We start from the raw sequence: 14,719 nt of genomic DNA on the forward strand, positions 1-14,719 counted from the left end.
TGGCTAATCATTTGGCGTTTTCGTTAAGTCATTAGGCTATTAATAATCGGTGATCAATTGTCTTATAACTTATTGTATTATCAGCATGTTTTGTCGATTATTTTAACGTTGTTCAAATAAGCCATTATTTAAGCCATTATTTTTTATAAAAAAATGAATATAAGCAAATGTGGATATAGCAAAAAAATCTAAGCCGTCCTGTAGTTACATTACAAATTTAGTTACATCGCAAATTCTTTTTTGATCCAACTTCTTAACACTAAGATACTCTCTTGTTTCAGTTGCTCTTTGGCACAAACGAAGTAGTAGTCTTGATAGGGATTAGTCACTGCGGAACCGAGTTCTTGTAGTAGGCCTAACTTGATGTCATCTTTTACAAAGAGGCGATGGGTAACGAAAATACCTAATTGGCGGATAGTTGCTTGTACGGCTTGTGCTGAAGAAACAAATGATAGGTTTTTGCGACTTTCTGGCATGCTAAGTTGATAAGCATCGCACCAAATTTGCCAGTCTTTTTTGCGGCGCTCGTTCACAGCGATAATCGCTGGGTGGCATTTAAGTATGGATGAAAGCGTCTGCTTATCACCTTGCTTTATGAGGTCAGGTTTTATGAGTTCAGGGCTGCATACCAGCACTAGTTCATCTTCGGCAAGTTTCTCACAATAGTAGTCTTGCCACTCATCTTGTTTACCATGAACAATCGCGATATCAACGTTCTCTGATGTTAGAGAAAAAGTGCCTGTTAAACTCGATATTCTCACGTCTATATGTGGCGCATGCTCTTGAAAGCGGTTAACTCGTGGTATCCACCAGTGCAGCGCTAATGAGTTGACCATGTTGAGTGTCAGTCGGTTATGGCGTTCATCTCTCATAAGCACTTCAGTTGCTTCAACGATTTGCTCCAAAGCAGGCGCAATTCTCCGATAGTATTTTTGACCAGCATTATTGAGTACGACGTGACGCCCAACGCGATTGAATAGCGGCTGGTTTAGCTGGTTCTCTAATGCTTTTATTGATTGACTGATGGCTGAATGACTAACATTAAGGTGCTTTGCTGCATCTGTCATGCTGCCTGTTTCTGCTACGGCAATAAATGAGTAGAGTGACTTGAGCGGAGGTAGTTTTCGCATTGGTAAGTTTCTCTTACAGGTTTGGTTAATATTACTCGTTATTTTTCCTTTCGTCATTGTTCTATGATGGCTGTACTAGAGGAGAGTTGTATGAACCCACGAATTTTGGCTCCATTATTTATGTTGTCCTCCACATTTAGCTTGTCATTGACAGGGCTACTGTCTAAGTTTCTTGCACATGAGATACCGCTACAAAGTCTCAGTTTTCTCCGATTTTTACTCCCCGCGCTCATATTGTTGGGAGTAATGAGCTTAACTCATTTCCGTTTTCCTCCCAAAGGTATGAAACGGGCTCTGTGGGTTCGCTCAGTATGTATTGCAGGCTGTCAGCTCTGTTTTATTTACTCACTTCAGCATCTTTCTTTGGTGGAAAGTGTTGTATTGTTTAGCACTGGTCCACTGTTTATTCCTTTGTTAGAAAAATTAATATTTGGTGTAGTGATGAAAGCAGGCACGGTTATGAGCTTGGCCATTACATTTATCGGGGTGTTACTGCTGGCTGGCGATGTTTCGGGCATCCATTTACGGATGGAGTTATTGGTCGGTTTACTTGCGGGAGCGCTGAATGCGGGATCGCAGTTAAGCTTATATCGAGCGACGAAAAGTAATATGCGATCTATTGATATCAATGCTTGGACGTTTGTGTGTGCATCAATCTTATTACTGCCTTTGTTATTTCTTCCTACCGTAGACGCGAATGTACTTCAACAAACCTGGGGCAGCTTGCAGCAGTTAGCTGTGGTTATTGCCTTGAGCGGAGTCTCTATATTAGTCATCAACACTCAAATTTTTCGAGCCAAAGCCTACCGTCTGGCACACTCTGGCTCGCAGCTCGCTCCGTTAATTTTTACCAATTTGCTTTTTACCGCTTTATGGCAACAGTTGTTTTTTAATGTGCAGTACTTGCCAACACAAATGGTAGGATTGGGCTTGATTGTGATGGCAACTTTTACCGGAATTCTTATCCCGAAGCTATTTAAATCCTCAGTATCGTCAAACCAGCTTAAATCAGCTTAACCCGCTTATTGCTACTGTCTGATGAGCCCATAAGGCAGGCTAGAAAATACCTTAGGATTATTTTTCACTGTGGGCGCTTGGTTGGTTTTCTGCCAGTCAAGTAACATAATGGCAAGTACATTGCGGTGCTCTCCGTCGGCAAGGTCAAACACACCTGAGGTAGAGGGGATCATCCCTTTCTTTTTATCAATCGCTTGTTGAATTGCGAGACGAGTTTTTTCTACAACAGGATCCTTTTCTAAACCTGCGAGTAGAAAAGTGATTCCAACTTCAGCAACCACATCTTCCTTCGCTCTTAGCAAAATGGTATCGATATTATTGCGAAAGTAGTCGAAGATCCATTGATGCTGCTGCTCTTTAATGGGATTTTGATAGTATTCCGAATCGGCAAAAATAATGTGTGTCATGCCATACAGCTTATTGCCATATTGTTGCGCGGAGAGTGCTTTATCAGCAGAATCTGGGTATGTTTTCCTAAAGCTATCAATGAATGGTTGTACGACATCTTGTTCACCTAACTGGCGTAACCAATAGACTTGGTTAGCAAGTTGTGCGGCCCACGCTTTAATCATTTCTTCATCAGTGGCGTACTTAGTAAAATCATAACGGCGGATCACTTGGCGCAAAAGCTGATCTTCTTTATGTTTCAAACCATATTCGTTGGCACGGGCCATAGAGCCTAATAGGTCGACGCCTAAGTAGAGGTATTCTGGCATATGTTTAGTGGCGATATAGCGTAATTGGCTGCGTTCATCTTCGTCATCGAGGTATCCAGCCAAACGTTGCTCAGAGTAGAGAAAAACCTGTTCAGCAGTTGAAACTTCTGCGGAAAATTGATTAAGTCGGCTTGCTACGCGAGCAAGATCACTCCACACCGCTGCTGAATATTTAGGATCTAGAGTTTGGCGATACATCCGTAACCCATAGTGCCCCTCTTTGAATGCCGGCAATGTGAAAAGTTGCTCTTCATAGGTTTGACGAATAAGCTCCGCAGATTCAGAAAAAGTGTTATTCGTTGTTGACGCCGGCTCTGCATAGCCAGAGGCAGGCAACCACAATGTAATAGCTAATCCCAGAAATAGGCCACTCTTTTTTAATAACATGATGAAAACACACCTCTAAGCTAATATTCATAATAACATTAGCATTTAATGGATTTATTATTGTTGGTGATGTGTCAAGTGTGCGTAAAATGACCGCTTTGAGCCGTCGTTAGGATAATGCGTTTAGCTGATTGTGCTTTTTACGCTATGCAAATTGATGAATTAAAATATTGCTATGTTAGCAAAAAGCTACGAGTTCATTTGGTTATATCAACAAATTTGTAATTAATTTGGGTATTCCCCCATTAATTACGTTAATCTTAAGTAAGAAGCACTATTCTAAATAGAGCAAGTAAAACCATACACATGTAGTGATCGCTACAGGCTAGTGAGGGAGAGTTGCATGAGACATATCTCAGGCAAACAGTGGTCTGTCAATTTGCTTCTCGTTGCCTTCATCATTTTTTGTGGAGGGTTGATCGAAATTATCAATTTCAATCAACGAAGTTTTATCCGAGATAATCTTCAAACCAGAGCAAAGGAAGAGCTTTCGATTATTCGAGCTCAGTTAGAAGCTGCCATTTTGTCTGACATCTATGTAGCAAATGGGTTAACCAGTTTAATTGCGATTAACGCCCATTCTCAGTTCGAAGATTGGGAAAAGATTGCGGCTAATATTTTACATGAAGGTAGACATTTGCGCGTGATTGGGCTTGCGCCTGATGATGTGATTCGTTACACCTATCCATTGAGCGGAAATCACAAAACGATAGGCTTAGATTACCGTACCGTTCCCAAACAATGGGCCACGATCTTAAAAGCAAGGGAGATCCAAGAGATCTTCATTGCAGGCCCTGTGAACCTAGTTCAAGGTGGGCGAGGCCTTGTTGCTCGGATTCCTATATTTACTGACCCTCCTGATAACCAACAATATTGGGGAGTATGCAGTGTCGTGATCGATTTAGATTCGTTATTACTTTCCACTGGCGTTGAACGTTTTACTCACCGCTTTAATTTGGCGATACGTGGGGTAGACAGTACTGGTTCGGAAGGCGAGGTATTTTTTGGTGAACAAGAGGTGTTCACAAAAGCTTTTGCAAAACAAAGTGTTCATTTTCCCTATGGCGGCTGGGAAATTGCTGTTGCGCAGAAAAGCGATGTTTTAGGTCAAGTGCCTTGGTATCAGGTTCACATTGTACGGCTGTTAGGTTATCCGATCTTAATCTTGTTGGTTGCGGCGTTTATTACGATATATCGCTTGTACTCTATTGCTAATGAAAGAGCACTTCATGATGAATTAACTCAGCTTCCTAACCGTCGGTACTTCATGTATACGCTTGATCGATATTTTGAGCAGGCTATAAAAATGGACCAATCGGCTGGTTTTGTCATCCTCAACATTGATATTGATAAGTTCAAATCGATCAATGACACCTATGGGCATGCGGCGGGTGACAAGGTGTTGATTGCTTGTGCGGAGCGAGTGAAAAGCGTATTGCGTTCTTCGGATTTAGTTGCACGTATTGGCGGTGATGAGTTTCTGGTTTTGCTGTCTCGAGTATCGGACAACGATGATATTGAGCGGATCAGTCTCAAAATAAAAAGTGCGTTGTGTAATGCGCCAGTCATTTATGAGCAGCACTTAATTAACCTACATGTCAGTGTAGGCGCAGCCGCATTTAGCCCAGAATTTGATAATGTGGATGCGATGTTGAAACTGGCTGATGAGCGGATGTATCAAGAAAAGAGGCAGCAGTACTACTAAATTATTTATTCAGATTTGCATTTTGAAATTTAATTGCAAAATGCAAATTTATTATGCGACACGTTGTAATGAAACCGCTCATAAAGTAGACAGATAAGGTGTTTTTTGGCAGTTTTAAAGTTGGCATGCATCCTGCTATATAGTAAGTGACCCTTCTAAGCCGAGGGTCACCTAGCCAACTGACGTTGTTAGTGAACCTTATTTTTGTTCACACTTATTAATAGCCAATCATACTTTTTGTGATTGGCTTTTTTTATTTTTACGCTCTGCAACTAGCCAGCACATTTCTCATAGCAGCTTGGTTTTCTTGGACAGACAGCACCGCGTGAGCAGATTAAGCGCGCATTATTTTCAATTCCGCGTTCAATCCAATTAATATTAAGAATTTTAGCAATAGTCGTGAGATCTTTTTTAATATGTCTTGGAATAAGAGAGCTTCCGCCGTTGCTGACGCATAACGCTTTGAGCTCCTCAGCAATTGAGTGAGCATCCCCACCTTGTGCATTGATGGCTGGATTCAAATCTATTCCTGCGCATAGCACTCGATTATTGCCTGCTGGATCGATCATATTGACGGATTCACAGCAATATATTCTCGGCTCATCACCTACATTCAAAATCGAAATTTGCGCAGAGCTGCCACTTTGCGGCTCTGAAAGACGTCTAAACACGGCCCAATGCTGGCAAGGGTCATTCACTTTACGCATATTCCCCCACGGTAGAGGGATCCCATTGCCACGATAAACCGCTTTTAATTTGCCTTCACCATAAGCATCGAAATAGTGCCAATGCGGATAGGGTGACACGACCGTCATGCGCCTCATCGCAACAGAAGGAGAAACCCCTGCTTTCAAATGTACATCGATTTCGTAGCCGCTGCGATCAAGAAGTTGTCGATAAGGCACTTTGGGGCACAGCAGTGCGCCAGCAAAAAAACTCGATTCAAAATCTCGCCATGCCTGAAGGATATCTTGGGAATTTAATTCACAGGTGGCGGTGGCATCAGGCGTTTCTTCCCAACTGTTTGTGTGGCCAACCGTTAAGACACTTTTTAGTCCCTCTTTGCTGTGCAGAATATTGTGGCCAATATACACCGCGAGGTCGTACTTTAGGCGAGTTGGGTACTCACGTAGAATTTCATTGAGGTAGATCGTGCATGGTGGTTCAAAAAAAGAGGTAATAAGTTGTTTGGCGCTAACACCAAGCTCATCAACAACATCTTGCGGGGTTCTTGTGACCCAGCGGATAACCAAACCAAGGCTTTTGGCGATGTCGATAAGATCTTCAACAGCTAAGTTTAAGCGTTTTAAACCCACTTCTTCTGCTGCTCGCTCAAGATCTGGGAAGTGGTTTTGTAAACTCTCTTGGTGAGCACGGATCAATAGATGAGCAAACTGTTTGCCAGTGATCCCGGTTTGGGAAAGCATCTCTGGGATTGCGATTTGTAAAATATCATTTGAGAATAAAAAGCTAGGTTCAAGAGCCATACCGCTGATCCCACCTCTGTTACCCTTGTCAGGAGTAATATCCGTTTGACCTGGTTCATCATCTAAAAACCAAGCGGGATCTTTTTGGAAAACTTGGGCAATGACCTCCAACATATCAACACTAGGCACCCGTTTTCCACGCTCAATCATCGAAAGGTATGAAACGGAGGGGGCGTATTCTGGGTTGATACGAATACAGCGTGCCGATAAGTCTTCCATCGTTAGGTGATTACGCTTTCTTAAGTTTCTGACTTTTGTCCCTAAGAAATGTGACTGACGAACTAAGCTTTTTGATAAGGCCATTTTGTAAAATTCACACTGTAAAATTTTTGTTGTGAAATTGTAGTGAAAAATTGGTTAATCTACCAAGTAAGCAAGGTCACAAATTTGCACAAAGGTTAAACGCAAGTTTGGAATAATTGCTCTAGAACACAAAATGTTGAGTTACCTATAAGGAAAAGACGATGAATATGCTGACATTCGATAAAACAGAAATCCAAAAACTAGATAAACCCTTTATCGCTGAAGCCGTCTTCGCCGTCGAGACTATCAGTGCTAATCAACAAAATGAAAAGCAGAGTAGAGCGAAGCAACTACTCGATAGATTGTTCCCTTTGGCGACGGGCTCTCATCAAGATGTGACCAGTTATGTGATCGATTACCGCCATGTGTTGGCTTATTTCAAGGATGGGCGTCATAGTGGTTTGAAGCATCCAAAACATTTTGTTGCCTTCAATGGTGAAAAGGAGTCACCATGTTCGATCTTGTTCCGTGATGGAAGTGGTAGCCATGTTGAAGTGATGTTAGGCTGCACTAAAGGGACTGGACGCGTTGAACTGATAGAGATTAATGATATTCAGTTAGAAACGTGTACCACATTTACCCAATCGGTGGAAGAAATGCCCAGCGCCGCAATGCGCCACTGGGTAAGCCTAGTCAAAGGTGATGAAAAGGGTAAGCCTCAAGCTTGTAGTGAAGATAAGGAGTACACCGCAAAAGATGGTGAAGACTACTACTTAAACTACAGTTTTAACCTTGCTTAGGTTATAGATGCGTATTGGGATTAAATGGGGCGTGGCGCCCCTTTTACTTTTCTATCCATAAATTGAGGTTTATGGAAATTGTGATTGCTTTTCAGCTACCCATAAGAGGTTGAAGCGATTAAAGCGGCATAACACGGTTGCGGCCTAATTGTTTTGCTTCATAGAGCAGTTTATCGGTTCTTTCTATCAAAGACTCGGACGTATCGCCTAGTTGTAATTCTGTCACACCAAAAGAGGCGGTAATATTACCAACTTGGTTTCCTGAACGGCGATCCTTCACGCTCATTTTTTCTATCGAACGGCGCAGTGATTCTGCAAACTGTCTGGCAATGCGCAGTGTTTTATTTGGAACAATTAAAACGAACTCTTCACCGCCAAATCGGTAGGCGGTAATGCCATCTCGACAGCTACTCTGAAGCTTTTTAGCGATGCCTTTGATGACGGTGTCACCAAATAGGTGGCCATAATTGTCATTAAAAGATTTGAAGTGATCGATATCTAATAAGATCAGGCTTATTGGTTGCTGCGCGCTTATTAGGGTAAAGAGATCATCATTGAACGAACGGCGGTTATATAAACCGGACAATCCATCGAATAAAGCCTCTTTTTGCACCTCGGCAAGCTGCTCTTTCAGTCGATGAATTTCTTTACTGGCACTATTAAGTTGACCATTTAGAAACTGAGTTGAATGGCGAATATCTCGCGATTCAGTGACCAATTGGCGAACCACTTTCATCACCTCTTCGATCGATAAATCATCGTTTTCGACTCGTTCTAATTCACTAAAACTTTTATCAATCACTCTGGCAAATTCGCTGGTATCGGTTAGGGTATCTGACATTGAACTTGCGACTTCATTGACTAACACTTCAATGTTGTTGCGTAGCGTGCTTAAACTGGTTTCAGAGCGCGATGCGACATAGCTGTTATAGAGTTGAGAGCTTGCCGCGGGAGGACAAAGGCCAAAGTTTTCCAATACAGAATCGAGTTCTCGATTGAGTTGAGGTATGGCGTTGTCAACATAGGTATACCAAAGTGCATAGTTAGCAGGTGTTGCCGCCACATGATTTTTCATCATCAACGGTACTGCTTTTTTTAAATTGGCTGTAGATCTCTTAAAGTCGTCGCTGGTCATTATCGTAAAATTAATAGACAGTCACAGATATTCATACCGCTAAGATTAGCGGATATCCCAAAGTTATGCGCTAAAAAAATGCAACTAAAGTTTGAAGTTGAATTTTTATTTACAGTGAACAATCGATTCTTGATGTAGATCAAACACAACAGACAGACATAGTAGGGGGTTTTTTATATATTGAATCGCTGAATGATTAAAATAAGTTGGTTACTGAATCAAGGAGTAATAGATGGAGATGTATGATATTGAATCGTTTTTGGATATTTTACCTCAGGTAGAAAGTAGCTATCCGTTTGGTCCTGACGCGTTGGTTTTCAAAATTCGCGGTAAAATGTTTGCCTATACTTCTCAGTCGAGAGAAGAGCCGTTTGTGACATTGAAGTGCACTCCCGAAGATGGTGAAGTTCTGACCAGTGCCTTTTCCGCTATTCGTCCTGGTTATCATATGAATAAAAGACACTGGATCTCCGTTAAGTTAAACGGAGATGTTGACCAGATGATGTTAGAGGAATTATGTGAACGCTCTTATCAGCTTGTAGTGAGTAAACTGAAAAAATCAGATAGAGAAGCGCTTCAGGCTCTGTTTGTGCAAGCAAAACTTGATTAAGCGGTATCCTTACGTTGTTCCAGTTTTTTTGCGCCACGCAGCATCGCTTCTATTAATTCTGTTGCGTTAAATTTTTCCAAAGCTTCGTGGGCTCCGACTTGGTGAGCTCTATCCAAACAGATCTCACTGGAAAGCGAGGTGTGAAGAATACAATAAGCATGGCTCAGCATTGGATCATTTTGAACCTCAAAGGCCAGTTCATATCCATCGAGGCCCGGCATTTCAATATCACTGACCAGCAAATCGATCGCACGTTGATGTTGAGCGTCTTGACGCATCAGCTCAATGGCATCAAGCCCATTTTTACAGATTTGGTAAGGGATGTTGATACTGTCTAAGGCATCTGACAATTGTTTACGTGCAATAGATGAATCATCCACCAGTAAAATACGCAATGCTTTTAATCGCTCACGTTCAATATCAGTCAGCATCGGGATCTTAGTTGATTCATACTGTGGATAAATTTTTGAAAGTAATAATTCGACGTCAAGTAACTGCACAATCTGTTTTTGATAGCGGGTTATGCCAGTGATAAAAACGTCTTTTCCCGCCACTGCAGGTGAAGACTCGATTGTTCGCCAGTCACACTCGATGATTTTCTCAATGCTACGTACCATAAACGCAACTACAGTTCGCAGGCAGTCCGTCACGATTAAGTAGCATTGTTTATATTCGCTAGGTTGAATTGCTCTAAAGCCAATGGCGGCAGCCATATCAATGACAGGTACCGTCAAGTTACGGATAGTCACCGTTCCGATCACATGGTGATGAGAATATGGGATTTGTGTCATTGGCATGTAAGGGACAATCTCTCGTACTTTCAGAGTCCCGATAGCAAAAAGCTGTTTCTGAGTGTTCAATGTGAACATCAACATGCCTTGGGATTGGTTTGCCTTACTGGGGGTTTTAGCCATAACACCTTACTCAACGTTGTTTCTTATGCTTAATACTAAACGATCTCTTACTGACGGCAATGCGTTAAATGCAAATAAACAGTATAACCGTATGTTTATTGATCTTTTGCACTCTTACATTGGGGTTGGACTCTTGAAAAGCATCCGTTACACTATTTGCAGTAGCAAATTTATTGAGAAAAATGATGGCAAGAACGGCAGCGGCTCTTCACATTTTAGTGAAGCATAAAGAACAAGCTGAAGATATTATCGCTCAGTTAAAAAAAGGAGCGAAATTTCAAACATTAGCCAGAAAATATTCTACCTGCCCTTCGGGTAAAAAAGGGGGCGATCTGGGTGAGTTTCGTCAGGGGCAGATGGTACCTCAATTTGATAAAATCTGTTTCACTGGAGAGGTACTGACACCCCATTTGGTGAAAACCAAGTTTGGTTGGCATGTTGTAAAAGTTCTATATCGGACCTAGCCTCAATAGGGTGATTTTCTCATCGACGTTGATTTTTAAAGTAATGGCCAATGAGCAGTGAGTGCCACGCTTTTTCTCAAAACCAGAAGTGCGTGGTGCTTTTCATTCGTTAGGAATGACACTCGATTCTTTATCTTTTTATTCCATTACCTTTTATAGAATGGCCTACTACACCAAAACTACTTCAAGTAGTAAGGTATATAAATAAAACAGTCATTTGTTCTCATAAATAAGAATGCACAATAACTTCATGAATTAAATGGATTTATTCATGAGGTTTTTTATTAAAATGAGAGCGGGTTATTTTGAGATATTGACTTATAGTCGCTTAACGTTAGTTTTATCAAGTGAGCGGTATGATCTAGGAGTTTAAAATGAGTGAAGAAAAAAAAATTAACGTTCGATTGCTTTCTGATGTTTGTATGCAGTCTCGCTTACTTAAAGATTCGCTAGAGTCAAAGTTGCCGATTAGTATTGATATCTCTCCGCTTTGCGATACGTGGATGAATGATAACAGTCTATCATCCTATAAAATTCAATTGGTTATCATCGACTATTCTCGCGTTGATGAAAATAATTTTGCTGATTACTCAGCATTTAAACGCTTATCCTGCCCTGATGCAAAAGAAGTGCTTATTAATTGCCCGCTAGATATTGAACCTAAAATGCTCTTTAAATGGCAGAATCTTGTGGGTGTATTTTATACCAATGATCAGCTTGAATCTTTAGTTAAGGGCATGGAAAAAGTGCTTGATGATGAAATGTGGTTTAATCGAAAATTGGCTCAGGAATATATACAGCATTATCGTGCAGGTAATTCATCTATTACCTCTCAAGCTTATGCTAAATTAACGAAAAGAGAGCAGCAAATAATTAAGCTACTTGGCTGTGGTGCATCTAATATGCAAATTGCAGATGAGTTGTTTGTAAGTGAAAATACAGTAAAAACACATTTACATAATGTATTTAAAAAGATAAATGCTAAAAATAGACTTCAGGCATTATTATGGGCAAAAGATAATATTGGTATTGAAGAGTTTAATTAAATTTTATTTATTTTTAAATAAGACAGCCCCTTTGATAGGGGCTGTCTTATTTTCTTAACTGAATTTCTTTTTATTCGGCTTCGATGCCTTTTTCTTTGTAAAGGCGGCGGCATGCACGTCCATCGCTGTGGAAGAGGTGGCAGCGATGCCCTGGAATACCAATTGTCAATGTATCACCTGTTTCAACGCCCAAAGTATCAGGCTGGCGGTAAATTACATCAGAATCAGAGCCTTTCAAGTTCATGTAGACTTGTGTTTCATTGCCGAGTTTCTCAACCATCATCACTTTGCCTTCAATTTTCGCGTCACCATCTTCAGCGCTCAGCAAGTGCTCTGGACGCACACCTAATGACATACGCTCGCCGCGAGTGATCGTGGTGCCATCGACCAAAATCCAAAATGAGGTTCCATTAGAGAGTTGAACTTTCACGCGTTCGGCTTCGACATCTTCGATGAATACGCTCATGAAGTTCATTTTAGGAGAACCGATGAAACCTGCGACGAAACGATTTTCTGGGTAATGATACAACTCAAGTGGTTTGCCTACTTGTGATACGAAACCAGCATCCAAGACCACGATTTTGTCAGCCATTGTCATTGCTTCGACTTGGTCATGGGTAACGTAAATCATAGTGCAGCCCAATTTGCGTTGCAGTTTGGTTATCTCTGAACGCATCTGTACGCGTAGCGCTGCATCTAGGTTAGACAGCGGCTCATCAAGCAAAAAGACATTCGGTTGTGAGACTAAAGTACGCCCAATCGCGACACGCTGACGTTGGCCACCTGAAAGAGACTTAGGTTGACGTTCGAGCAAATGGCTGAGCTGGAGAATATCGGCGGCGTGCTCAACACGTTGCTCGATCTCCTTTTTATCGGCTTTGGCCAACTTTAGGCCAAAAGACATGTTGTCGAAAAGATTAAGGTGCGGGTAGAGCGCATAGGATTGAAATACCATGCCGACGCCACGTTTAGAAGGTTCAACATCATTCATTCGCTTATCGCCAATAAACAAGTCACCCGAGGTGATATCTTCTAGGCCTGCTATGCAACGCAGTAGGGTGGATTTCCCACAACCTGACGGACCGACAAAGACGACAAATTCGCCTTCTTGAATTTCTAAGTCGACATTTTTAGAAATTAATACATCACCGTATGCTTTACATACATTTTTTAACGTGACACTCGCCATAGAGCTCGTCCTCGATCAATATTTTTTATAAATCACTGCCCATCATTATATGAGTTTTCTTGCAGGCAATGACAGCAGGAATTGGGTAAGGTGGTTAATAATGTAAGAAAAAGGGTGATGTCTTCAAATTAAGGGAGTTTGAAGAAAGCATCACCCATCCATGCCAATGATTTAGTTCACTTCCCCTGCACATTGAGCGTCTCCCCCGTTATAAAATCAATTACCACGAACGCTCATTTATGACAGCAAACCAATCTAGCGATGTAAGCCAGTAAACGATGAGTTACTGGAAAAGGCTCTTACTATCCACTCTGGGATGACTGTATTTTGTGTGATGTGTGTGTTTGATACATCCTCCTAATTGAGTTTTTTATAGGGGGGAGTAGCGATGGATGCGATGGAGGAGGGGTTTAAGGGCTGAGTTAGATCCAGTTCAAATAATTAATGGCTGTTAAGTGGAAGCATGTCACAAAAAGGTATTTTTTTGTGATTGAGCTCTCTAACCTTGAGCGATGATGATCACGAAAATAGTCCATAATATCGAGGGCGTAGGGCGTAGGAGGATGAGTCAAGTTAGGTTTTCTCTGATTATATATGACGAAATACGGCGAAACCTGTTGGTGAGCCCTACAACACAAAAATAAAAAGGATATGAACATGAAAAACGCCCTAAGCACAGTCGCGCTAAGCACTCTAGTTGCTCTTGGTTCGTTTGGTGCACATGCTGCTATTGAAGAAGGACAACTCACCATTTGGATTAATGGTGATAAAGGCTATAACGGTTTGGCTGAAGTGGGTAAGAAATTTGAGGCGGACACGGGTATCAAAGTGACCGTGGCTCACCCTGACGCACTTCAAGATAAATTCCCACAAACCGCAGCAACGGGTGATGGACCTGATATTGTGTTCTGGGCTCATGACCGTTTTGGTGGTTATGCAGAAGCTGGCTTGCTGGCTGAAATTAAACCTTCAAAAGCGATTCAAGAGGGTATCGTGGATTTTGCATGGGATGCGGTGAAATACAACGGTAAAATCATCGGCTACCCAGTCGCGGTAGAATCCTTGTCTCTCATCTATAACAAAGATCTTGTGCCAAACCCACCGAAAAGCTGGGAAGAAGTGGAAGCGTTGAACGCCAAACTTAAGAAAGAGGGCAAAACGGCCATCATGTGGAACTTGAAAGAACCGTATTTCACATGGCCTCTTATGGCGGCTGATGGCGGTTACGCATTCAAATACACGATTGATGGCTATGATGTGAAAGATGCGGGTATCGCGAATAAAGGCGTAAAAGACGCGATGAACTTCGTGAAAGGCTTAGTGGACAAAGGCGTGATCTCTCCGGATATGGACTACTCTGTTTCTGAAGCTGCGTTTAACCAAGGTAAAACGGCAATGACGATCAACGGTCCGTGGGCTTGGGGCAACATTGAAAAATCAGGCATTAACTACGGTGTGACGACATTACCTAAATTTAACGGGCAATCTTCCAAGCCGTTCGTGGGTGTATTGACGGCTGGTATCAGCACCGCTTCTCCAAATAAAGATCTCGCGATTGAGTTTATCGAAAACTACTTACTCACCAATGATGGTCTGCGCATGGTCAATAATGATAAACCTCTTGGCGCGGTGGCTCTTAACTCTTTCCAACGTGAGCTTGATGCAGATACACGCATCGCCGCGACAATGGATAACGCAATGAATGGCGAAATTATGCCGAACATCCCTCAGATGAATGCATTTTGGGGCAGCGCGAAAAGTGCAATTATCAATATTGTAGATGGCCGCCAAACTGTCGATGCCGCACTGGCTGATGCAGAAAAACAAATGACTAAATAATTCGGTTTTGGTCAAGCCCTTAAGGAGAGGGTAACCT

General features: G+C 41.8%; 13 protein-coding genes. 7 read left to right on the top strand and 6 right to left on the bottom strand.

The window, feature by feature from the left end; genetic code table 11:
• Positions 1 to 221: 221 nt before the first annotated feature.
• Positions 222 to 1,130: a LysR substrate-binding domain-containing protein gene (locus AACT23_RS02855; RefSeq protein ID WP_094128091.1), complete on the bottom strand. Its 909-nt coding sequence runs from the start codon at positions 1,128 to 1,130 to the stop codon at positions 222 to 224.
• Positions 1,131 to 1,220: 90 nt separating this feature from the next.
• Between AACT23_RS02855 and AACT23_RS02860 the strand changes: the two genes are divergently transcribed.
• A complete protein-coding gene (locus tag AACT23_RS02860; protein ID WP_094128094.1) occupies positions 1,221 to 2,147 on the top strand; it encodes a DMT family transporter in 927 nt (308 codons plus the stop codon).
• An 11-nt stretch (positions 2,148 to 2,158) separates the two neighbouring features.
• On the opposite strand, the gene AACT23_RS02865 is transcribed toward AACT23_RS02860, so the two are convergent.
• Positions 2,159 to 3,250 carry a DUF3541 domain-containing protein gene (locus tag AACT23_RS02865; protein ID WP_094124469.1) on the bottom strand — a complete coding sequence of 364 codons (1,092 nt, stop codon included), beginning with the start codon at positions 3,248 to 3,250 and terminating at the stop codon, positions 2,159 to 2,161.
• A 328-nt stretch (positions 3,251 to 3,578) separates the two neighbouring features.
• On the opposite strand from AACT23_RS02865, the gene AACT23_RS02870 reads away from it, so the two are divergent.
• Complete coding sequence (locus AACT23_RS02870) at positions 3,579 to 4,955, top strand: diguanylate cyclase (protein ID WP_017045991.1); 1,377 nt, start codon at positions 3,579 to 3,581, stop codon at positions 4,953 to 4,955.
• Positions 4,956 to 5,227: 272 nt separating this feature from the next.
• Here the strand turns inward: AACT23_RS02870 and AACT23_RS02875 are convergent, their stop codons facing one another.
• A complete protein-coding gene (locus tag AACT23_RS02875) occupies positions 5,228 to 6,745 on the bottom strand; it encodes a DUF3612 domain-containing protein (RefSeq protein ID WP_017047432.1) in 1,518 nt (505 codons plus the stop codon).
• Positions 6,746 to 6,906: 161 nt separating this feature from the next.
• On the opposite strand from AACT23_RS02875, the gene AACT23_RS02880 reads away from it, so the two are divergent.
• Positions 6,907 to 7,485, top strand: coding sequence for a malate synthase (locus tag AACT23_RS02880; protein WP_013868075.1), 579 nt, complete (start codon positions 6,907 to 6,909; stop codon positions 7,483 to 7,485).
• A 118-nt stretch (positions 7,486 to 7,603) separates the two neighbouring features.
• Here AACT23_RS02880 and AACT23_RS02885 read toward each other — a convergent pair whose 3' ends face one another.
• The gene (locus AACT23_RS02885) at positions 7,604 to 8,620 is read right to left on the bottom strand and encodes a GGDEF domain-containing protein (RefSeq protein WP_017045993.1); all 1,017 of its coding nucleotides are present in this window, start codon (positions 8,618 to 8,620) and stop codon (positions 7,604 to 7,606) included.
• Positions 8,621 to 8,852: 232 nt separating this feature from the next.
• Between AACT23_RS02885 and AACT23_RS02890 the strand changes: the two genes are divergently transcribed.
• A complete protein-coding gene (locus AACT23_RS02890) occupies positions 8,853 to 9,230 on the top strand; it encodes an MmcQ/YjbR family DNA-binding protein (RefSeq protein ID WP_017045994.1) in 378 nt (125 codons plus the stop codon).
• Here the strand turns inward: AACT23_RS02890 and AACT23_RS02895 are convergent.
• On the bottom strand, positions 9,227 to 10,144 hold the full coding sequence (locus AACT23_RS02895; protein WP_019281245.1) for a chemotaxis protein: 918 nt from the start codon (positions 10,142 to 10,144) through the stop codon (positions 9,227 to 9,229). The genes AACT23_RS02890 and AACT23_RS02895 overlap by 4 nt on opposite strands.
• 185 nt (positions 10,145 to 10,329) lie before the next feature.
• Between AACT23_RS02895 and ppiC the strand changes: the two genes are divergently transcribed.
• A complete protein-coding gene (gene ppiC, locus AACT23_RS02900) occupies positions 10,330 to 10,608 on the top strand; it encodes a peptidylprolyl isomerase PpiC (protein ID WP_026027858.1) in 279 nt (92 codons plus the stop codon).
• A gap of 374 nt (positions 10,609 to 10,982) precedes the next feature.
• A complete protein-coding gene (locus AACT23_RS02905; RefSeq protein ID WP_013868071.1) occupies positions 10,983 to 11,654 on the top strand; it encodes a LuxR C-terminal-related transcriptional regulator in 672 nt (223 codons plus the stop codon).
• 70 nt (positions 11,655 to 11,724) lie between these two features.
• Here the strand turns inward: AACT23_RS02905 and malK are convergent, their stop codons facing one another.
• A complete protein-coding gene (malK, locus tag AACT23_RS02910) occupies positions 11,725 to 12,843 on the bottom strand; it encodes a maltose/maltodextrin ABC transporter ATP-binding protein MalK (protein WP_017045996.1) in 1,119 nt (372 codons plus the stop codon).
• A gap of 657 nt (positions 12,844 to 13,500) precedes the next feature.
• Between malK and malE the strand changes: the two genes are divergently transcribed.
• On the top strand, positions 13,501 to 14,682 hold the full coding sequence (gene malE, locus AACT23_RS02915; RefSeq protein ID WP_026027705.1) for a maltose/maltodextrin ABC transporter substrate-binding protein MalE: 1,182 nt from the start codon (positions 13,501 to 13,503) through the stop codon (positions 14,680 to 14,682).
• Positions 14,683 to 14,719: the final 37 nt, after the last annotated feature.

The organism is Vibrio sp. V09_P4A23P171, assembly GCF_963875615.1.
GTDB classification, from domain to species: domain Bacteria; phylum Pseudomonadota; class Gammaproteobacteria; order Enterobacterales; family Vibrionaceae; genus Vibrio; species Vibrio anguillarum.

Excerpts from the sequence above, each read along its gene's own strand:
- AACT23_RS02885 (WP_017045993.1), bottom strand. The coding sequence starts at position 8,620 with ATGACCAGCGACGACTTTAAGAGATCTACAGCCAATTTAAAAAAAGCA.
- malK (WP_017045996.1), bottom strand. The coding sequence starts at position 12,843 with ATGGCGAGTGTCACGTTAAAAAATGTATGTAAAGCATACGGTGATGTA.
- AACT23_RS02855 (WP_094128091.1), bottom strand. The coding sequence starts at position 1,130 with ATGCGAAAACTACCTCCGCTCAAGTCACTCTACTCATTTATTGCCGTA.
- AACT23_RS02890 (WP_017045994.1), top strand. The coding sequence starts at position 8,853 with ATGGAGATGTATGATATTGAATCGTTTTTGGATATTTTACCTCAGGTA.
- AACT23_RS02895 (WP_019281245.1), bottom strand. The coding sequence starts at position 10,144 with ATGGCTAAAACCCCCAGTAAGGCAAACCAATCCCAAGGCATGTTGATG.
- AACT23_RS02860 (WP_094128094.1), top strand. The coding sequence starts at position 1,221 with ATGAACCCACGAATTTTGGCTCCATTATTTATGTTGTCCTCCACATTT.
- AACT23_RS02875 (WP_017047432.1), bottom strand. The coding sequence starts at position 6,745 with ATGGCCTTATCAAAAAGCTTAGTTCGTCAGTCACATTTCTTAGGGACA.
- AACT23_RS02905 (WP_013868071.1), top strand. The coding sequence starts at position 10,983 with ATGAGTGAAGAAAAAAAAATTAACGTTCGATTGCTTTCTGATGTTTGT.
- AACT23_RS02880 (WP_013868075.1), top strand. The coding sequence starts at position 6,907 with ATGAATATGCTGACATTCGATAAAACAGAAATCCAAAAACTAGATAAA.
- AACT23_RS02865 (WP_094124469.1), bottom strand. The coding sequence starts at position 3,250 with ATGTTATTAAAAAAGAGTGGCCTATTTCTGGGATTAGCTATTACATTG.
- malE (WP_026027705.1), top strand. The coding sequence starts at position 13,501 with ATGAAAAACGCCCTAAGCACAGTCGCGCTAAGCACTCTAGTTGCTCTT.
- ppiC (WP_026027858.1), top strand. The coding sequence starts at position 10,330 with ATGGCAAGAACGGCAGCGGCTCTTCACATTTTAGTGAAGCATAAAGAA.